Genomic DNA, 20,132 nt, shown 5'->3' with positions numbered 1-20,132 from the left:
TGCTGCTTTAATAAGTGATGAGCAAGTGTCTTGTCTTCTAGCATACAGAGTCGAAGGAGAGTCTTCTTACTTAAAATCACTGCCTCTTTCCGCATACCACTGATTTACCTCCGCTGTTATACGACTCCCGCCCAGCTTATTCCAATCGTCTACAAACCGATCAAACTCGTCTATGGGACTGCCAAGTATAATATTCACGAACGTTTCGATCTGTTGATTATACAAAATGGCTTGCTTCACTATCATCGTTTCCGTTGGAGGCCCTACAAAGCTTTCGTACAATAGCTGATTATTCTTCATGTATTGATCAAGGATCGCAAAAGCCCCATTCGGCCCATAGGTCCGCTCCCATCCCCATCCTGACTCCTTGTTCACATGGCCAGTACGGTAGGTTTGAATGTTTTTGTAGATGGAACTGGCTTCATCCTTTAAGACAGAATGATCGCCGGTTCTTTCTGACTCAGCAATTTGGCGATACGCCTCCAAGTTTTTCATCGCTGGAAAAGGGGTAACCGGTGAAAGCTTCCATACCGGTAATGGAGAGCTGTAATAGGTTTCATATTCAGCCGTTTCCCCCCAGTTTTTCTCCAAATGCAAATTAAAAAGCTTAACGATTGCTTCAGGATGGGGATAAGCTTTTCTAACGGCAAGAAACTGGCTCGTGCTGAACCGCAGCGGTACCATCGGCTCTTCTCCTGACACAGAAACGATCGGAAATGCCTGCCACTCTGCATTTGGTTGAGCAGCACGGCTGGTTTGAGCTAAAAAAGACCCCCATTGCTCTCCATAAAACATGCCAATATGGCTCTCAGCAATTAGCTTTTCTTCTTTCAAACCATCCTTAAGCCCAAACTCGCTATCGATTTGACCATCCCGATACATATTTTGAAGCACCTTTAACGCCTCTTTCACTTCGGGTTGAATCCCGCCATATAAGAGTTTTCCCGACTTGTCCTTGATCCATAGGTTAGGGTAAGCCTCATAGCCTGCCATAAAGCCTGCCAAGCCCATAACGGGATCGAATAAATATTGGGTCACGGCTAGTCCAAACGTATCATTAATGCCATTATTGTCAGGGTCATTTTCTGTAAACGCTTTCGAAATAGCTAAAACGTCGCCCATCGTTTTCGGCGGTTTTAAACCGACTTGCTCCAACCAATCTGTACGCAGCCAAATAAACATCGCCCCTTCAATAGAAGAGCTGGTCTCTGGTATTCCCATCAGCCTACCATCGACCGTTGCCGCTTCGAAAGGGCCCGTCCCTTCTTGGCTTAAAATTTTCTTCGTAAACGAAGAGGCATATTGCTCGTAAGCAGCAGATAGATCTTGAATCAGTCCAGCATTGCTGAGCATCCTCAGCTGCTGCGCATTGACTCTGACGACATCGGGTATATCTCCTGAAGCAAATGCACCGCTTAGTTTCTGATGATAAAGGTCCCCCTTGGCAACCCAATCATATTTAATTTTAATGCCCAGCATCTGTTCATATAGTCGATTCCACCTATTATCCTCAAACGTTTCTTCTGGCAATTGGCTGATTAAATTCTCCAAGCTATCGTCGCTTTCTCTTGCAAAGGTTAATTCAATAGCTGGATTATATTGGCTTAGCGCGGCACCCTGATAGGCAGTCTCTCCTTCAAATTCACTAGATACTTCTTTGTTGGTGCCGCTGCTATAGTCGCATGACGCAAGGAGTTGAACTGACAATAATGCAGTAAGCAAAAGCTTGACCTTGTTCATTATTGGTATTTTCAACAGGTGTGACCCCATTTCACATTTGAAAATATCGATCCATTTCCATTCTATGCTTCTAATTATCCGAATTACGGGCTGATAACACAATACACATCTCTTTATTTTGTTACCCGTCCTTTACTTAAAAAAATAAATCATCCGCCCATCTCCTTTATTGGATGATGGACGGATGCGCTTGAAACTTCTTCGTCAGATGAAATAGGGCCGAAATAAACGCTAGTAAGAAACCACATGCCGACATCGGTATGCCTACACACCCGAACAACTCCAAAAATTAGATTAAATCCGACTTCTGCAGCAGCAGCTGCACCATCTTGGCAACCTCGGCCCTTGTCACTTGCGCTTTCGGAGCAAGTATAGCTTCATTTCTACCAGTTACGATGCCCGCTTGTATGCTGTCCGCTATTCCGCTTTTCGCCCAGTCAGCCACCTTTGATGCATCGGTGTAAGGCTTTAATAGCTCGCTCGCAGATTGGCTGGAAAGCTTCGCTTTCTGACCGGTCATGACCATCGCCTTTGCTAAAATCGTCATCGCCTGCTCGCGAGTAATGTTCTCTTTGGGCCGGAATGTGCCATCCTCGAATCCTTGGATAAGTCCGTAGGCTTGGGCAGTCATGACCGCGCTGCTGTACCAATCCTTCGCCAAAATATCCGAGTATGGCGGCGTGTCGCTTTCCAGCTTTAATCCCAGCCCCCGCACCATGATCGCTGCGAATTCGGCCCGTGTGATGGCTGCACTTGGGTTAAACAAATTTTGGCCGATGCCATTAATGACCATTCTTGAGCCCATATCGTTGACGGCATCCTTTGCCCAATGATTTGCGACATCCTTGAACATTACGGGATGATAAATAATCGAGTAGGTGCTGTTCGACAAGCTGTTCAGCAACGCATAATACTTGCCGTCCACCTGAACGATTTTAGTTGGCACATGACGAACTGTTCCATCAGGCTCTATTACAATGCCTGTTGTTATTTGGTCCGGATGAATACCCTCTGGAAGAGTAATTGTCCGCTGGACATAAGCATTGAACTTCGTCAGATGAATGACAGAATCTTTATTTATTAAACTAATTTTAAAATCAATTGGCGGTATGACTAGGTTAAATCCCTCCCGAGCAGCCGCATTCTCTACCACTTTTGCCATTTCCTCGGACGCTTCTGCAATTTCAAATTGCATCGTCGTATCTTGTAGATTGATCATGGCCCCCAGCTGACCGATTATCACGTTCCTATCGATTTGCTGCACAGGCACAGTATAGGCTGCACGATCGGTTTTGATCTCGATTACAGCTTTCTTCTCTCCTAAGCCTTTTAGCATTTGGGCATTCAACTGCCCGATAACGATGTCGGAGCCGTTATAAACGGGAATCGTAATGACCGCATTGTCCCCCAACGAAGCAAGCAGCTGCTTCAGCTTCTGTTCGTCAAACACAACCGTTGTAACGGTTTTCCCATTTTTATTTGTCACATCGGCAGTTCCAGTTCCGGCACTCACAACCTTGCCGTTGATTAGGATGTCGATACTGCTGCTTCCTGTCCCTGGTGTAGCTGCTGGTGCACCGCCACCGCTGCTTCCTCCGTTGTTTCCACCATTGCTGCCACCATTACTGCCTCCGTTGTTTTCGCCCGTTACCGTAATTTGCGTTACCGCTTTTTTCTCTTTGCCTCCGGCAACAGCAGTTAATGTCAGCGTCCCTAATCCAGCCGACAAGCCTTTAATGGTTACGGCAGCTTTGTTGCTGTCGCCTACGATGCTAATAGAACCGCTAGCCTCCCATTGATAAGCGGGGTTGGTTGCATCAGTTGGATCAAGCGCCGAGTTAACAGCCAATTGCTCATTCACTTTAAGGGTTTGTGCCCTCTCTGAAATGCTGACGGACTGCAGTGGAATGATTACCTCCGTTTCAAGAGCGGTGAATTTCCAATCATCCATATTAAAAAGATTGCTCTCGCCTTCTCCTTTGAACATCAAGAAAACATTGTGAACCCCTTTAACAGAGCTTACATCGGTTTTCATCAGCTTCCAAGCTTGCTCCCCGCCTGTAGAAGCCGCATCAAGCGTACCTATAACCTCACCAATAGGACTATCTATACGAATCTCAATTTTCCCGCCTACGACTGAAGCAATATTGGCTTCGAATGACCCGGCCCCATCATTGCCGAAATCAACATTCGCAACCGCCAGCCAATCCCCGTTATGAATATTTGTGACATTCAGATTAGGGCTTGTGCTTTGGCTGCCTGGCGCTTCAAATATTTCTGTCAAAATGCCTGCTTGCCATGCAATTGTTTCTGCTTCCGTTCTTTGATAGGGATCGAGCGTTTTCAGTTGAGCGACACCTTCCATATCAGCTTGAATCTCTTTCATTCGTCCATTCTCATAAAATTCAACCTTATTAATATGAGTGGAACGATAGCCTTTTCCGTCCCCTATAGAAGCTTTGCTGACGGTCTGCGCATGGTAGGTAACATACCACTCTCCATTAAACTCGAAAATAGCATGATGGTTATTGCCGCCAACCCCGAAAAACGTATACGGATTTTTCAGAATTGGGGCGACATACGTAAACGGCCCCATAGGACTGTCGCTCACCATATAAGCGATTTCACCTGGAGGCGGTGTGCCTTCCGGATGAGTACCCGCAAAATTCGAACAATAGGAGTAATAATATTTTCCATTATACTTATGAATGCCGGAATCCTCGAACATGAAAGGCGCATCGATCGTAACCGCCGACCCTACTGTACTGATCAAATCATCACCCAGTTGAACTACTCTGGCGGTGTTGGGATGAGCCATTTGTTCTGCGGTCGAGTTAGGTTCACCAGGAATGCCCCCGCCAAAATACAAATAACCTTTGCCGTCGTCATCAACCAGTACTGCCGGGTCAAACAGCCAGACGACGCCGGGAACGCCAGGCGTATTTCCGGTTATCAACGCTTCTCCGAGCGGATCAATCCACGGTCCGAGCGGGCTGTCCGCAGTCAGCACGCCAATTCCTCCCGCACCATTAGCAAAATAAAGGAAGAACTTATCCTTTCCGTTTATTTGCTTATGAGCAGCTGCCGGCGCCCAAGAAAAAGTCGCCCAGTCCGCAATGCCGCCCGATCCCGCCACTGGAATTGCGCCATGATCCGTCCAGTTCACCATATCTGCCGAGGAAATCACATGTACTTTATTCAAATTAGCGAACGAATTATCTTTAATATTTCCGCTGCTATCATATTCGAAGGCGTCACTCGACATATAGATGTAAACTCTTCCATCAAAAACTAATGCATACGGATCAGCTCCCAGCTTGTGGCTCATCAGCGGATTGGAGTAGCCCGGGATTTTCGCAAGCGCTTTCGTATCCAACTGCTTTAATCCAATGCTCGCTACTGCATCATGAACGTTGTAAACGACATTTCCGCCTTCAACAGCAATGTAGTCTGTGCGAATGAAAACGGTACGATCAGATGGCACAAATCGATCCACCTTCAGCTTGATCGTCGCAAAAAGGTCGGAGGATGCGTTGGCGAACTTCACCTTGTCCCCAGATACATGCAGCTGAAGATGATGATCGTCATACGTATACGCCCCCTTTCCAGTCAGATTGTCAGCATTAAACGCAACATCGGTTACCGTTAAATAATCAGGGATGTTGAAGGACGCTGAAATCGACTTATACCCCTCATCCGGAAGCGCTTCCATCTTTACGGGTACGGAAAGCTCCATATTCTGAACGCCAATAACATCCGGCACATTTCCCAAATCTGCTTGCAGGACGGTTGCGGCTGAATCGGTTCCCGTCAGCTTGTCGGCTGCTCTAAAGTAATCAAAATCTACATATCCGCCTGTAGTCTTGGTAGCAAAATTAAACAATGCGAATCGATAGCCCATAAAATGATCAAGCTTATAGCTCAATTGAAGGGTATTTCCTATTGCTCGCCATTCAACGCCATTTAGACTATAGTAGAAATTGGCTTTATCGGTAAAATTCCTATAGTCAAATTCGACTTTTAAGTAGACTCTGTCCTGTGTGAGTGGAATACTTGCCAACTCTTCTGCTGTTCCTGAGCTTGCATTCACCATAACGAGGGATTTCAAATTCCCCTCCATTTTCACACCTACAATTCCATAGTCCTTCTGAAAAGCGGCGAGACCAGCAAAATCTCCATTTTTCATTTGGCTTATATCCATTGCCACTTTGCCGGAGCTTTCTGGCCCAAACGTTCGTTGGGTAAGCGTATTTCTAGCATTTTCGATGCTTGTGCTCTTCCTTCCGTTCGTAAGCCGCAAATAGCCTGGACGCTGTGTCAACGACCAATTATTTTGGTCCGGGTTATGGTTCCACTGCCATACTAAGGCAAGATTGGAGCCATTGTAGTCATATTCTCCGTCGTTTGTTTGGTCCACACCTTCGGCTGGAGTAACGTCAATGAGTGACACGTCATCCACATAAAAATTCATCAAATCCTTAACCGGATCTTGCTCAGCTGTCCAGGATGTTTCGATGAAAATAATCGGCTCATGAAGCTCGGCATCTGCCGGGATGGTGTAGGTGCCTGCAATCGTTCCCCATTCCCCTTTGTTTACCATAGCTGATCCCATCACCTTGATCGTTGTCCAATCTCCATCCTGCATTGCGATATTAAATTGCCTTCTAGCAGGAAGCGAGTCGTCACCTTCATATTTTACTTTTGCTAAAAATTTATAGGTGCCGCCAGCCTTTACTTTACTGGCAAGCCGTTGCTGAACCCCTGCCCCTGTAGCCTGTCTGCTGCTGACGTGCATGCTGTTGGAGCCGCTGTGATATACGCTGTCTGTTACCGTAACAATGGCCTGATCATGAGCTGTCCATGGGTCTTGACCTTCTTCAAAGCTGCCGTTGAGCAGAAGCTCTTGTCCTTCCTCTGCGGAAAGCTGTGCATCTAGGCCTGAAATTTGTTGCATAGCAGCCGCATTCGCTGATGAACGGCCTAATGCATTAAATTGTGAAGCTCCCACTCTCTCTGCGTTCTGGTAGAACTCATCGGAAGCTGCAAAATTGCTGTTCGCGCTTACTCCGCTTACAGGCATTTTAATGTTTTCCGGAATTGTACCGTTGACGCCGAACACTGGCCAATTATTTTCCCAAGCAACGGGTACCAGAAACGGTATTCGTCCTACTGCGCCGTGATCTCTGAACAACAGGCCATACCATTTGCCGTCTTTCGTGTCGACAATGCCACCCTGTGCAGTTCCTTCGCTTAATGCAAGTCTTCCCTCATATGTACCATCGATTGTTGAGGCGCGATGGACGATTTGAACACGAGGTGAATTTTTAGGCCATGCGATATTGAATACATAATAATATCCATTTATTTTTTGAATGTGAGAGCCCTCTGCAGGTAAACCTACGTTCTCTATTGTGCTTGCTACCAAGCTGGCGTCGGGGATAAGGATTTTGTTTAGACCGCCGACTTTAATCGCAGTCGCATCTGCGGTAAGCTCAATGATTTTAATATCCCCGCCGCCGTAAACCATGTACACACGCCCATCATCATCAAACAGCAACGACATATCATGAAAAACCCCGTCAAGCTCGGATCTGGTCCAAGGCCCTTTTTCAATATCGGCCGTTTGATAGATATAGGTTTTACCGGTACTGTATGAAGAAAATGCGACATAATAGCTGCCATTATAAAACCTTAAACTGCTGGCCCACGAGCCTTTGCTATAATCGCTCTTTCCATTTCGAAACGTCTGCTCGTCATTATCAGCCAAAATATCATACACATAATTGACGATTTCCCAGTGTACGAGATCAGTTGATTTCATAATTGGTACACCTGGATTCATATGCATAGTCGTACTGGACATGTAATAGACGTCGCCTACACGAATAACATCTGGATCTGGAACGTCAGCCCATAATAATGGATTTTGAAATGCAGCCTCTTCCTGCTGAGCGAATATGAAGGTGCTGGGCAATACGTTTAGCCATAATGTAAACGCTACCAATAATGCAAATGACTTTCTGAACATTTTTTCGTCTCCTCCTTCAAATGATCGTTTCTGTGTTTATCATAAAATAATTACCTTCACTAATCGATGTGTTTTTTTATTTTAAAAGTGAAAATTATTATTAATTTATTTCTATTTACCATTATTTGATTTAAAAAAAGAAATGAAAAATAGAGAGCAGCACAGTAGCTAATCCGCTCTCTTATCTCCTACATTTTCGAATGGCCTAAGCAAGGTTGTCCCTTTTTTATATGTAATCGCTTTCAAATTTACTCTTTTATTATCGACTAAGTATCAGACAAAAAACAACGTTCATCTTTTTACATGGCCAGCATTCCTTTTCTTCTTGAGCTTCAGGCAGCGGGCAAGGAAAACTTGTTCAGCAAGGTTCAATCGTCTTGTATACTTCTTCCGCTCTACTCCTGCCACCGAATATCCGCCTCATAATACTTCCGCCCCACCGGCCGCTTGCGCAGCTTCACACGAAGCTCGCCGTCCTTCACAATTGCTCTGCATACGCGTGGGCGCACTCCAACAGGCAGCTTAATCATTTCCTTCCTATTGCCGGGCAGCCCTTCAACGCGCAGGCGGTCTTCCTTTACCCATAAACGAAGCTCTTCCGAGCGCACATGTGCGGGAAGCGGGTATTTGACGATGATAAATTGCTCGCTCTGGGAAAAAGAGTACGGCGAAGCTTGCTCCGCAATGGCTCCGGCAGCTTCAGGCAGCGCTTTGGTCATCATTTTGCGCACAAATTGCTCCACCCAGTCCGGCTCGCGCAGCACATCAAAGCCTTTAGGCAGCTTCTGCCCTTCTACCCAGCGTTCGAGCTCATCCCATTTAGAATCCATCGTTTACCTCCCACCTCCCGGCCTATCTCCACTATATGCGCCGCCCAGTTAGGCGGATACCTCTTTAGCTGCTTCTGCGGCAAAACAAAAGTAAAGGAGATATGGCTTTTCAGTATTTGCAAATATCGCTGTTCTCAACATATACCCAGCAGGGAACCTCTGGGCGAATGCCGCATACGATATTACAACCATACGCTTAGCAGCAAGGAGGTCTTTGCTATGCCCGCTATAGTCGGATTCGTAAAAATCGTTAGCGTCGGCTCCAGCTCCATCGTCCAGTTTGGCGACGCCGTGCAAATGTCGCCCTCCAGCACTTCCAAAACCTATGCTGGCTCAGGCTCCTTCCTTACCGGCAGTCTGACGAATTCAAACAACGCCGTAAGCGCCACGAATACGCTTGATCCAGACGTACAGGACAGCTCGCAAAATGAAGTTGCGAGCGGGGTCAATGTCGTATGAATTGGACCGTTCATCAGACGATTACGATTCATCAGCTCCGCGTGGACAGCGTTTCGAACAGCTCTGTCCTGCAAATTGGCAGCGCAGGCTCCATTCGCTCCTTGTCCCAGCTGTATAATACGGGCGGCTTCACGGGACCAGCCGCCCAGCTGGGGGGCGAAAATCCGCTTTCCTTCGTTCCGCTGCCCAATCCGACCTAAGGACAGGAGGTTTCAACGATGCAGCAGCAGCCGAATCAGCTGTCGCCATGGCAGGCCTGGTCGCTTGACGTCGCAAAGCAGCTCCAATGCCAGCAGGAAAGCATCACCGCGTTGGAGCAGCAGCTTGCGGCCATCTGCGAGCAGCTCAAAAAGCTTGAAGCGAAACCTACTTATAATGTGGAAAATTTGCAGTATCATTTTGACCAGTTGAAGGTAGAAAAGCTTGAAGGCACGCTCAATATCGGCATGACTCCACAGGGATCGCCGGATATGAATGGCGATATTGAGCAGATGGCCATATCCAAGCCGCTCGTCTATCCCGCTCCGCCTAATGATGCAGCTCAGCCAACAGATCCCTATGCTCCGATTCAAAATGATATGAATCAGTATATCGACAATGAAGGCGCACAGAAGCTGATGCAAATGGAAAAACAGTTTTGCATGCCGCTTGATCCCCATCACCGCAGACTCATTCTGTCCGATATCCGCAGTCAAATGCCTGCCCGCATCCAATATTACGCTAGGTCACTGCCCCGCCAGGATGGGGTTAGCGAGGAAACCGCTGCCCAGCAAAACCGAGCCGAGGTGTTCGCCAAAACCGCTCGCGATGCCGATGCGGCAATGCTTCAATATATGCAGCAATTACAGAATGGAGGCGTAAGGAAAGCCCATGATTAAATTTGTCGTACACAATGATTGCCTAAGCGTTGGTAAAGTTGACATACTTGGCATATCCAGCGCATCGCATTTTCAAATCGGCGATAGCGACTATGTTACGCTTTATTCCATTTTTGATACACCGCCTGAATCCGTAATCGTTGGTCCTCTCGCACCTTTTCCAGAACCAGGTGGCGCCAGCAGCGCGGAAGGGGAAGGCTCGGAATGAGCTTCCCGCTCGACTACCCGATTCGTACGGCTGAGGTTGGCGGTTTGACGATTATCAGCGCCTCGGGAGCGGCCATCGTCCAGCTCGGAGATCGCGGGCAATCGACGCCGAAGCTTCGTGCGCTTGCGTTGCAGCGGGAAATTGACCACACTCGGGCGGGCGATGTTTATTTTGAATCATATGATTTATTCACCCAGTCGTTTCCAATATTTGATGATTTTGATGGCCCAGCTAAAGACATCATCCATATTAAGCGTACCAATCATTGTCCGCGCATCGTAGTGGGCTGCGTTTATATTATTGCTATGGGCTCATCATCGAGCGTACAAGCGGGAAATGCGATGGAAACGATCGCCGAATCGCGGATTAAACATATTCGCCAGTTCAAGCGTCCTATTCCAGTACCAGGCATCGGCTGCCCGCTTCCTCCGGTCAAGCCTGCGCTGTATAGATGAATGGCAGCATAGTAAACAGCTGTGCTGTACGAAATACCCGCAAGGCAATATGCCCTTGCCAAGCTTCCGTTTTTTCAACTAGGCATTAGCTGAAATGCGAATGTGACGGTACAAACGTCCAATTTTTCCACACGCCTCCGGCATACATTAACCATGTGAACAAAAGCTTCACACTAACAAAACCATTCAGGAGGTTGTTAATAGTGGGATACCCTGTAGCAGGCGCTAACGTAGGTTGCGGTCCAATCGCGGGTGCCAACAGTTGTTGGACAAATACGGGCACAATTCTCGTTCTCTTTATTTTGCTAGTTATCATCTTGCGTACCTTCTGCTTCTAAGCTTATTCACACCATTGCACGTTAGCGCATATTGATATGGCTTGCTTTAAAGCCAGCTTCATTTAAGCAGCACTAGCAATAAAGGGGTAGGAGGATACAGACACGGCAATAACCGGCAGGGGGCATGGGGCCCTGCCGGTTATTGCCCGTGCATGGATAACTATTCCTCGGAAACACGCGCCGCAATCTCTTTCGTGATCTCATCCCCGCCCTGCAGGCGCCACTGCTTGACGAATTCATCAAAGCTGTCCAAGCTTTGGTCGCCAACAATGATTTTCAAATAGGTCTCGTTCTCCAGCTGCTCCAGTGCGGCCCATTTTGTGCCCATCGCTGGTGTTGCGCCGTAGAAAACGCTGTTTACTTTAATCATGGGTGTTTTTCGAATGACACCGACGCCATATTCGTAAGCTGCTGCGGGCTTCCATGCATCCAAATTTTTCTTCGGGTTCTGATGCTCGGTTTCCGTCATTTCATACAGCTGGTAAGAGTCAGGATCAAGCGTCGATGGGTCAAGCTTGCCTTCCAGCACGCCTTGCAACTTATCATAACGGTTGTCTACCGCATCCGAATAATCAAGCAGCAGGTCGAACGGATAATAATGGCGCAGTTGCACGCCGGACTGGGATGCATATTCATCCAGCCATTGGGTTTCCTGAATGTTCGGGTCTAGCCGCCGCTCCAGGCGGGTAAATACATTGAGCAGCTTAACGACCGCCTCAGGATGCTCATAGCCTTTACGCACAACGAGATAACGATCCGTTACCGGTGCGGTATGTGTCACATACTCCCCGTTCGCATCAACCGGAGCCGCATAAGCGCGCCACTCTGCTTTCGTATTCTGGGCTACTGCCTCTGATAGCGGCCAATAAGGCATCCACCACGGCCCAAAAAACATCCCTGCTCTGCCATCCACAATCGGCTCCTCCGACTCCCGATACAGCACAAACTGTTTGTCGATCAGCCCTTGCTTGTACCAATCGGCCAGCTGGCCGAGCGCAGCTTTGCTCTCCGGTGTAATCGAGCCGTATACAACATTGCCATCTGTATCCCTCGTCCAATTTTTCGGAAACGCATGGAACGAATGAAAAATAGAATCAAAGCCGCTTGGATTCGGCTTCTGCCCGAATACGACAATTTTGTCGCCGGCTATACCGACGGTATTCGCCTTTCCGTCGCCATCAGGGTCACGCTGTACGAAGGCTCGGGCGACCTCTTCAATATCGCGAAGCGTCTTCGGCGGCTCCAGCCCTAGACGATCCAGCCAATCCTGGCGCACCCATAGCAAGGTGACCGCATCCATCTCAATTGCCACATTGGGCAGGCCGTAAAGCTTGCCATCACGCGAAGCCTCCTCCAGCGCCTTGCCGCCAGATGAAGCATAAATATCGCGTACCAGCTTGGAGCTGTATGCCGCATACGTACCCGTTAAATCCTGAATCATGTCGTTGTCGATAAGCTTCCGCAGTTGGGCGCGGTCAACGACCATTGCATCCGGCATATCGTTGCTTGCAATGGCAAAGCTGATTTTTTGCTCAAAGGCATCGTCACCCTTCGCTTCCCAAGCATGAACCACCTTTATATTCGTCAATTGATCCAAGTAGCGGGAAATGGGGTTGTTGTCATTAGTGTCGCTGCCGGATAAGCGGGATTCGGGTATTTTGAACCCTACCCGAACGCTGACCCGCTCTGGCATGCTTCCATAAGCGAGTGGCTCCGCGCTGCTGTCTGCCCGTTCATCCCCTTGCAAGCCGCTCATCTGCGCTGGGCTATTATTGCCTGTACACGCGCCGGTCAGCAGCAGCACAGCCATTATAAGCAAAGCTACTCTCGCTTTCATTGCTCCCCCTCCATTTCCCCTTGGATTGCCGCCGTCTCAACCGCCGCTTGCTCTTTGTATGCTAATAATAACCGCCCATACGCACTCGCTCGGCACGGAACTCGCTAGGCAGGCTGCCTACCAGCTCGCGGAACAGCTTGCTGAAATATTTATCATCCTCAAAGCCTACAGCGCAAGCAATTTCGTAGACGGGCATTTCTGTCGTGAGCAGCAATTCTTTCGCACGCTCCATTCTTATGCCGCGAAGCATAACGCCAAAGGGCATCCCGGCAAAACGGGCAAAGCAGCCGCTAAAATAGCTCCGGCTCATTTTCACATAATCCGCCACATCAACCTGATTAAGCTTGCCGGCCGCTTCGCGGCGAATATAGACCGTTGCACGCAGCATGCACTGAAACACCTCTTTGGAAAGCGACAGCGCAAGCATTCTGCGCTGGGCATAATCCGAGAAGCGACGCAGCCAGCTTTTAAAGTCCTGCCAGCAACGCGAACGCCCTAGCTCCGCGCGAAGCCCTTCCGCCTCACTTGGCTGCATGAGAAGTGCGGCCCAGCTTTGGCATAAGCTTTGCCCCCATTGCACCAGCTGCTCCTCGCTAGCCCGCAGCCGCTCCAAACGGCTTATGAACGTTTCCCATGCAGCGGGGTATAGCGCCCAGCGCAAAACAGCCATATCAGCATCAAGCAGCAGAAGCTGAGCCTCCTGATCAGTGGATGCCGTAAACTGCTGAAGCTCGCCAAAGCCCATTTGAATTCTGTCATGCTGGCCGGACGCCTTATAAAACATTACGGCAGCAAAGCGCTCCTCCAGCAAACGCTTCACATCAGCCAGCTCCTTCTCTTGCAGCCCTGTAACGACAGCATAATGAAATCGGCCCTTTAACAGCTGCGCCACCTCACGCTGCCATTCGGAATCTGGGGTCAGATGCGGCAGCGGGATCAGCCATAGCCCTTTCAGCTCAAGCAGCGTAAAATTTTTCAAGACAGGCAGCCGGCACAGCTCGTCTTTCCCTGCCCCTTCCTCTAGCGGATAACACACCAGCGCGGCATCCGCCTTCATCCGCTCCGCTGCGGAGCTCAGCTCCGCCCCCGAGCGAAAGCTGTTTTCCCACCGAAAGCGCTGAACGATTCTTTGCATCACTTCATCCGCTTTATCAGGCTCGAGCAGCGTCTTCACAATATAATCAATGGCTCCCAGCCGCAGCGCCTCCTGGACATAATCAAACTCATGATGGCAGGTCAGCACGACGCTGCGAATAGTGGGAAAGCGCTGCTTAATTTGCTCGATCAGCTCAAAGCCGGATAACTGTGGCATCGTTATATCGGTGAATACGAGATCAACCTCCGTATGCTCCAATAGCTCAAGCGCTGCTTTCCCATCCCCCGCCTCGCCAACGATCGAAATGCCGAACATTGACCAGTCGAACAACGAAATAAAGCCTTTGCGCACCAAGCGCTCATCATCGACTACAATCGCTTTAATCATCGAACTCCTCCTTCGCTTTACGTGGAATCACGATGGTCACTACCGTTCCTTGACCCAGCTCGCTCTCAATGCGAAACTGCATCTGCCCATTATAAAATTGCCGCAGCATTCGGTTCACATAGGACAGCCCAATGCCAAGCCCGCGCTTCGCCTTGCTGTCGTCACCAGACAGCAGCTTTGCAATCGTCTCCGGCTCAATGCCGGAGCCATTGTCCTCTACCCGCAGCAGCATCTCCGCGAGGCCAACAGGCTCAATTGTAATAACGATGCGCCCAGTACGGTCGCTCATCCCGTGGTAAATGGCATTTTCGACGAGCGGCTGCAGCAGAAAACGCGGAACCGCAACCTGCAGCACCTCATCGGCAACGTTGAGCTGAAATTCAAATTCATAATCATAACGAATGCGCTGCAGCTCCATATAATTCGTCATCGCTTCAATCTCTTCATCAACGGTTACGATCAAGCTTTGCTTGCCCAAATTATAATGCAGCACCTTGACGAGCAGCGTGACCAGCTTATCAATTTCCTTCTGCCCGTTCATCCGGGCCAGCCACTGTACCGTATTGAGCGTATTATGCAAAAAATGCGGATTAATCTGGCTCAGCAGCTTTTCAATTTCGAATTGTCCTTTTTGCTTTTCCTTGTTGGCAACCTCAGCAATCAAATCATTAATCGTCGTTTTCATATTTTGAAAATTATTAAGCACGAAGTCGAACTCCTCGACATTGGTAAAAGAAACTGGGCTTGTGCGATTTTCCGCCATGCGCACAATTTCTACATTGACCTTGCGCAGCGGCCGATAAATTTGCTTCCAAATGAACAGCGCCAGCAGCAGCGCAAAGACGAGTGTGGAGCAAGCCAGCACGAGCATTTTGCCCAGCCAGGCATACATTTCGCTGTTAAAGGCCGATTTGCTGACGACGGCTATAAGCTGCCAGCCTTGGGCGCTTGGATAACGGAACAAATGATAATCCGCCACCTCCTTATGCAGTTCGGGAAAACCGGCATCTACCGCGTCCCGCACCTGCATCGGCATGCTCTCGTCCTCCATATACGTCATGCTGCCCTGCTCATTGACGAGCACATGTGTAACCTTCATACCGTAGGTCTGCTGCTGCAAAATACTGCGAAATAAATTGTAATTCGTTTCCAAATAAATATATAGCTTATGCTCGCCGCCTACCCGAACGATGCGCTGCTCGGAGAACACCATATTGCTGCTGGAGCTGTACTGCGTTGGATGCGGCCCATAATAATCCGCGCCATTATAATGAATAAACAAGGGCAGCGCTTCGCTGTCAAAGTTCGGATTCATTGCCAAATTGGAAAACAACACCGGGTTTTCTTCGCCTGGCATAATGTAAGCGGTCAAGCCCAAATAAGGGTTCGTGAAATTAACGAGATTGATTTTCTGATCAATGGCGGTCATCATTTGGGATTTGCGTGAAATTTGCCGCTCCTGCAAAAATTCAGAAACCTCATCTACGATTTGGCCATCGAGCGCAAATTGCTTGGAGGCAAAGTCAAGATTATTGATAGCGTTTTCAAGATTTACCGCCTCTTGGCCCAGGCTGGCGCTAATTCCGCTTTGAATTTTGTTGGAGAAGATCGCATAGATGGAGGAATACGTCAGAAAGCCGACCAGAACGAGCGGCAGCAGGCAGCCCAGCATCACATAAAAAATTAAGGTGCGCCGCAAGGAACGGGCCGCAAAGCGGTTGTGAAGCACCGGCTGTTGTGCTGACATCGCGGGCTGATCCCTCTCTTTCGGACATGTCGCTGACAGTGCTATATTTTTACGTTCATTTACTATAGTTAGAAAATCTTGTTATTATCTTACGATTGGCTTGCCATTTATGCAAGGGGGGAATGGACGCTTTTCGCGATTTTCTTTGCCACCGGATTTAGTCGTGGTCCCATTCAATCATGGAGCGTTCAAGCCCGAGTTTGCCGCAGGACGTAATTAGCCCCGCCAGTTGGCGGGGCTATGAGCTATTCAACAATGAGATCCTAAAACCTTTAGATTCTATGCTGCTATTGCCTCTGCTTATTACCCTATTGCCTACTGCTTGCGATAGCCGAATACTTTCTTATTTTGCTCAACGTTCCACGCCAGCACGTCATCATAGCCAAGGCCTTTCGCCTTATCGAGCATTTCCTGGCGCAGCTTATTGAATTCAGCTTCATTTTTTGCAAAAATCATTTTCCACGAAAATTGCTTGATTACCTGTGCCACTTGGCCGCGCTTCTGCTCCAGCTCATCGCTGATGACGGAAGGCGGCGTGCCAGTGAACAGCGGACGCATGATGGCAAGCTGATTATTTTTCTCCAAATAATCCTTAGCCGTCAGAGCGCCGCCCATCGCAGCTCTCCAGTCTTGATCAAGCTTCGTTGGCGATTTCTCAAGCGTTGACTGCCATAGATTATAATCGTAAGGCTCGCCATTGTCGGGATTAATATTCGTATTTTTGAAAGTAGAATTGTTCAGCTGGCTCATGCCATCCTTCCACGTACCGCCGCCAAACTCCTCTGGTACTGCTGTATCATTTGCTGGCAGAGCCTGCTCGCCGAATGCAGTCAGAACCGGCTTTCCATCCTTCAGCTCCCAGTTAAGACCTTCTGGTCCATTGGAGGAAATCATATTGCCTTCTGGGCTGTACAACCAATCGATGAGCTCCAGAACGCGATCGGGGTGCTTCGTTTTTGAGCCAATCGCCCAAACGCGGTTGCCTCCATAGGGGTCATAGCCATAAGAGAACGTCCGCTCATCCTTGAACGGAACGAGTGCAAAGCCTTTTCCTGCTGCCATATGCTCAGCGGTATTGTACGTATCATCGAGCCATGGGAAGAAGGTGAACAGCAGCTGGCCGTCCTTCATTTTGTTCACAACATCCTCAAACTTCTGCGTCATGGAATCTGGGTCAACAAGTCCCATTTGATTGGCGTCAAAATAAAGCTTGAGTCCGCGCATATAATAGCCATCTTCATCCAGCACGCCTTGATATTCGTCCTTGTCGGCCGAAACGAGCGAGAAGCCGCCAGGATTAAAGCCGTCGCCTTCGTCAAAGCCGTGAATGCCTGCCCATGCTTTCGTCAGCACCATCATATTGCCATCCCAATCCGCCCACATCGAGAATGCATAAGTTGGTCGCCCGGATTCGCTTTTCGGCTCCAGCTCCTGCATTTGCTTGAGCACGGGCAAATAATCTTCCATCGAATTGATTTCCGGTCTGCCCAGCTTCTCATACAAGTCCCAGCGCAAATTCGGGTTGTAGGTCAAATCCTTCGCCTCGGATGGGCCCGGCTTGTCGTCGCCAACATCAAAGCCGATGCCGTAGACGCTGGAACCGCCGCCAAAGTTCGCTTTATTTTTCTCAATCGCCTTCGGAGCGTATTTCAAAATATTTTGGCCCTTGCTGTCCAGCAAACCATCCTTCGTCCAATCCACCAGCATGCCTGCTTTGATTGAATCCAAATACTTCTGGCCATCATCGCCGAAAATAACTAAATCGCCAAGATTGCCTGCCGCCATCATCGTGGCGAATTTGACGTCGCCGCCGCCTTCGAGGTTCGAAGCAATAATGTTCAAATTAATATTGAATTTATCTTTAATGACTTTGGCAAACCAGCCCGTCTGTTCGCCCGAGAAATTGGACAGCATCGAGAACACATCAAGCGTAATTTCTTCTTGCTGGCTGCTGCCTGCCGTCTCGGTTGCTCCTCCAGCTGATGGTGCCGTGCTAACCGTATTGCCTGGCCCATTGTTCGTGTTCGATGTACAAGCTGCTGTCGATACGATCAGCATCGCCGCCAGTAACAGCAAGGAAAATGTTTTACGAAATGATTTCAATGCAGTTGCCTCCCTTTTTTTTCATGCTTATGCTTGACCTCCGACTTCGGCAGGCCACCCCCTTTCAATGAGATCACTCCTGGGGTAAAATACATTCCCGACCCGCTCTTAGCCTTTAACAGCGCCAATCATAATGCCTTTGACAAAATACCGCTGGAAAAACGGATATACGAACAAAATCGGAAGCACGACAATCATCGAAACCGTCGTTCGAATGGACGTCGCAGTCTGCTTGTTCGTCAGGTCGATATTGCCTACCGCGCCTTGGGAATTGCGAATAATCGCGGCGAGCGAGGTCGACTCGTTCAAATACTTGTACAGTACAAATTGCAGCGTAAACAGCTTGCTGTTCGTCATCAGGAACACGGTATCGATAAAGGAGTTCCACTGGCTGACCGCTGAAAAAATCGCGATGGTCGCCGCAATCGGCGTAATGAGCGGCATAATGATTTTGGTGAAAATAATGATATAGCCCGCCCCATCCATTTCCGCCGACTCCTCCAGCACATCCGGTATCGATTCCACGAACGTTTTGACGAGAATGACATAAAACGGCGAAACGACCGCTGGCAAAATATAAGCCCAAAAGTTGTTCGTCATATTCAGCTTCATCATAATGATGTACCACGGAATGATGCCCGCATTAAAATACATTGTGATGATGACAAAACGGTACCAGAAGCTTCTGGCCCACATTTTGCGCTTCGTAAATAAATAACCGAGAAAGGCCGAAGCCGCGACGGTGAGCAGCGTGCCAATAATCGTTCTGCCGCCCGATACAAGTGCCGCCTGCGCCAAGCCCTTTAATTGCAGCACCTGAATATAATTGTCAAAATGAATCATTTTCGGGTACAGGGTAACCAGTCCCCTGGCGCTAAGATCGTTGCTGCTGATCGTATTAATAAACAGGTAATAAAAGGGAAACAGGCAAAGCAGCGTAAACAAGGTGAAAAATCCATAGTTGCAAATATGGAACAACCAGTCCCCAAGCCGGCGTTGCGTATGCATGCGCCTCCTCCTTTCCTCTCGTTCAAGTTAGATGATCGATTCCCCGCGGACGATTTTGGATAACTGATTAGCGAAAAACAGCAAGACAATGCTTATAATCGATTTGAGCATGCTGATCGCCGTTGCAAACGAGAAGTTGAAGCCGAGCATTCCCGTGTTGTACACGTACAGGTCAAGCACCTCGATATGATCTTTGTTAATCGCATTTTGGAAGACGAAAAATTGCTCCATGCCGTTGTTAATGAAATTAGCGATGGAAAGCAGCAGCAGTACAAAGTACGTCGGCATCAGCCCCGGAACGGTAATATGCCAGATCATCCGGAAACGGCCCGCACCATCTACCTTTGCCGCATCATATTGCTCCTGGTCAATGGAGGAAATGGCTGCGATATACATAATGGCTCCCCAGCCCAGCCCTTTCCACAAGCCCCACAGCGTCATCGCCAGCCAAGTGTGGTCGTCCTGCGCCAAATAGTTAATGCCCATTTCCTGAAAACCTAGGGCAATCATCCATTTATTGACGACGCCGCTATCTACCGAAAACATCATGAAGGCTATCGAATAAACAAGCACCCAGCTGATGAAATTGGGCAGCGTCGTGAGCACCTGTACCGTTTTCTTATACCAGGTTGTACGAATTTCAGTGAGCATAATAGCAAAAATAACGGGGAACACCGACGTTAAAATGCCGAGTGTACTCATCGCAAGCGTATTGCGCATCACCCGCATGACCTCTTGCGTCTGGGTCGGGTTGGAGAAAATCGCCTTAAACCATTGCAGGCCGACGAACGGCGTCTCCGATAACGGAAAACCTGGCCGATAATTGTAGAAGGAATATAACCAGCCGTATAGCGGAAAGTAGCTAAACAATAAAATCAGCACGAGGAACGGAGAGGCAAATAAAAATAAACGGAATTTGTCCGGTATCAAGCTGCCGCTTCGCCGAGACATCGAGCTTTGCGGACGGATAGCCGCCTTCATGTAATCCCTCCTGTAAAGATGTCGCAACCGCATGCCA

15 protein-coding genes are annotated in these 20,132 nt (G+C 48.7%); 6 read left to right on the top strand and 9 right to left on the bottom strand.

Annotation, left to right across the window (positions count from 1 at the left end; all coding sequences use genetic code 11):
* Window positions 1-66: 66 nt before the first annotated feature.
* From AC6B99_RS21650 to AC6B99_RS21640, 3 genes are all read right to left on the bottom strand, one after another.
* Window positions 67-1,740 (bottom strand): extracellular solute-binding protein, encoded by a 1,674-nt coding sequence (locus tag AC6B99_RS21650; protein ID WP_496664291.1) that lies wholly within the window; start codon window positions 1,738-1,740, stop codon window positions 67-69.
* Window positions 1,741-2,029: 289 nt separating this feature from the next.
* The gene (locus AC6B99_RS21645; protein ID WP_496664219.1) at window positions 2,030-7,768 is read right to left on the bottom strand and encodes a family 43 glycosylhydrolase; all 5,739 of its coding nucleotides are present in this window, start codon (window positions 7,766-7,768) and stop codon (window positions 2,030-2,032) included.
* A gap of 395 nt (window positions 7,769-8,163) precedes the next feature.
* Window positions 8,164-8,598 carry an Hsp20/alpha crystallin family protein gene (locus AC6B99_RS21640; protein WP_056029191.1) on the bottom strand — a complete coding sequence of 145 codons (435 nt, stop codon included), beginning with the start codon at window positions 8,596-8,598 and terminating at the stop codon, window positions 8,164-8,166.
* A 219-nt stretch (window positions 8,599-8,817) separates the two neighbouring features.
* On the opposite strand from AC6B99_RS21640, the gene AC6B99_RS21635 reads away from it, so the two are divergent.
* The 6 genes from AC6B99_RS21635 to AC6B99_RS21610 all read left to right on the top strand — a co-directional run bounded on the left by AC6B99_RS21635 (window position 8,818) and on the right by AC6B99_RS21610 (window position 10,936).
* Window positions 8,818-9,057, top strand: a complete 240-nt coding sequence (locus AC6B99_RS21635; RefSeq protein ID WP_056029193.1) for a spore germination protein — start codon at window positions 8,818-8,820, stop codon at window positions 9,055-9,057.
* Window positions 9,054-9,257 (top strand): spore germination protein GerPB, encoded by a 204-nt coding sequence (locus AC6B99_RS21630; protein ID WP_046229874.1) that lies wholly within the window; start codon window positions 9,054-9,056, stop codon window positions 9,255-9,257. Before AC6B99_RS21635 ends, AC6B99_RS21630 begins: the two co-directional genes overlap by 4 nt.
* Before the next feature lie 18 nt (window positions 9,258-9,275).
* Entirely contained in the window at window positions 9,276-9,935 is a 660-nt protein-coding gene (gene gerPC / locus AC6B99_RS21625; protein WP_496664218.1) for a spore germination protein GerPC, read from the top strand.
* Window positions 9,928-10,143, top strand: coding sequence for a spore germination protein GerPD (locus AC6B99_RS21620; RefSeq protein ID WP_056029200.1), 216 nt, complete (start codon window positions 9,928-9,930; stop codon window positions 10,141-10,143). Before gerPC ends, AC6B99_RS21620 begins: the two co-directional genes overlap by 8 nt.
* Complete coding sequence (locus tag AC6B99_RS21615; RefSeq protein WP_494878046.1) at window positions 10,140-10,598, top strand: spore germination protein GerPE; 459 nt, start codon at window positions 10,140-10,142, stop codon at window positions 10,596-10,598. The genes AC6B99_RS21620 and AC6B99_RS21615 overlap by 4 nt, the downstream gene beginning before the upstream one ends.
* A 245-nt stretch (window positions 10,599-10,843) precedes the next feature.
* Window positions 10,844-10,936, top strand: coding sequence for a dihydroorotate dehydrogenase (locus AC6B99_RS21610; RefSeq protein WP_099521728.1), 93 nt, complete (start codon window positions 10,844-10,846; stop codon window positions 10,934-10,936).
* A gap of 160 nt (window positions 10,937-11,096) precedes the next feature.
* On the opposite strand, the gene AC6B99_RS21605 is transcribed toward AC6B99_RS21610, so the two are convergent.
* The 6 genes from AC6B99_RS21605 to AC6B99_RS21580 all read right to left on the bottom strand — a co-directional run bounded on the left by AC6B99_RS21605 (window position 11,097) and on the right by AC6B99_RS21580 (window position 20,095).
* Window positions 11,097-12,773: an extracellular solute-binding protein gene (locus AC6B99_RS21605; protein ID WP_056029208.1), complete on the bottom strand. Its 1,677-nt coding sequence runs from the start codon at window positions 12,771-12,773 to the stop codon at window positions 11,097-11,099.
* A 61-nt stretch (window positions 12,774-12,834) separates the two neighbouring features.
* Complete coding sequence (locus AC6B99_RS21600) at window positions 12,835-14,256, bottom strand: response regulator transcription factor (RefSeq protein WP_496664217.1); 1,422 nt, start codon at window positions 14,254-14,256, stop codon at window positions 12,835-12,837.
* Window positions 14,249-16,003: a sensor histidine kinase gene (locus AC6B99_RS21595; protein ID WP_056029215.1), complete on the bottom strand. Its 1,755-nt coding sequence runs from the start codon at window positions 16,001-16,003 to the stop codon at window positions 14,249-14,251. The genes AC6B99_RS21600 and AC6B99_RS21595 overlap by 8 nt, the downstream gene beginning before the upstream one ends.
* A 315-nt stretch (window positions 16,004-16,318) precedes the next feature.
* Entirely contained in the window at window positions 16,319-18,106 is a 1,788-nt protein-coding gene (locus AC6B99_RS21590; RefSeq protein ID WP_496664216.1) for a type 2 periplasmic-binding domain-containing protein, read from the bottom strand.
* A 108-nt stretch (window positions 18,107-18,214) separates the two neighbouring features.
* Window positions 18,215-19,114 (bottom strand): carbohydrate ABC transporter permease, encoded by a 900-nt coding sequence (locus AC6B99_RS21585; RefSeq protein WP_099519744.1) that lies wholly within the window; start codon window positions 19,112-19,114, stop codon window positions 18,215-18,217.
* A gap of 27 nt (window positions 19,115-19,141) precedes the next feature.
* On the bottom strand, window positions 19,142-20,095 hold the full coding sequence (locus AC6B99_RS21580; RefSeq protein WP_177217903.1) for an ABC transporter permease: 954 nt from the start codon (window positions 20,093-20,095) through the stop codon (window positions 19,142-19,144).
* Window positions 20,096-20,132: the final 37 nt, after the last annotated feature.

It is taken from the genome of Paenibacillus liaoningensis, assembly GCF_059609455.1.
This window is presented reverse-complemented; position numbering and strand designations above follow the sequence as displayed.

Coding starts and splice junctions, on each gene's coding strand:
- AC6B99_RS21640 (WP_056029191.1), bottom strand. CDS start 8,598: ATGGATTCTAAATGGGATGAGCTCGAACGCTGGGTAGAAGGGCAGAAG.
- AC6B99_RS21600 (WP_496664217.1), bottom strand. CDS start 14,256: ATGATTAAAGCGATTGTAGTCGATGATGAGCGCTTGGTGCGCAAAGGC.
- AC6B99_RS21645 (WP_496664219.1), bottom strand. CDS start 7,768: ATGTTCAGAAAGTCATTTGCATTATTGGTAGCGTTTACATTATGGCTA.
- AC6B99_RS21630 (WP_046229874.1), top strand. CDS start 9,054: ATGAATTGGACCGTTCATCAGACGATTACGATTCATCAGCTCCGCGTG.
- AC6B99_RS21580 (WP_177217903.1), bottom strand. CDS start 20,095: ATGAAGGCGGCTATCCGTCCGCAAAGCTCGATGTCTCGGCGAAGCGGC.
- AC6B99_RS21615 (WP_494878046.1), top strand. CDS start 10,140: ATGAGCTTCCCGCTCGACTACCCGATTCGTACGGCTGAGGTTGGCGGT.
- AC6B99_RS21650 (WP_496664291.1), bottom strand. CDS start 1,740: ATGAACAAGGTCAAGCTTTTGCTTACTGCATTATTGTCAGTTCAACTC.
- gerPC (WP_496664218.1), top strand. CDS start 9,276: ATGCAGCAGCAGCCGAATCAGCTGTCGCCATGGCAGGCCTGGTCGCTT.
- AC6B99_RS21595 (WP_056029215.1), bottom strand. CDS start 16,003: ATGTCAGCACAACAGCCGGTGCTTCACAACCGCTTTGCGGCCCGTTCC.
- AC6B99_RS21605 (WP_056029208.1), bottom strand. CDS start 12,773: ATGAAAGCGAGAGTAGCTTTGCTTATAATGGCTGTGCTGCTGCTGACC.
- AC6B99_RS21585 (WP_099519744.1), bottom strand. CDS start 19,114: ATGCATACGCAACGCCGGCTTGGGGACTGGTTGTTCCATATTTGCAAC.
- AC6B99_RS21620 (WP_056029200.1), top strand. CDS start 9,928: ATGATTAAATTTGTCGTACACAATGATTGCCTAAGCGTTGGTAAAGTT.
- AC6B99_RS21635 (WP_056029193.1), top strand. CDS start 8,818: ATGCCCGCTATAGTCGGATTCGTAAAAATCGTTAGCGTCGGCTCCAGC.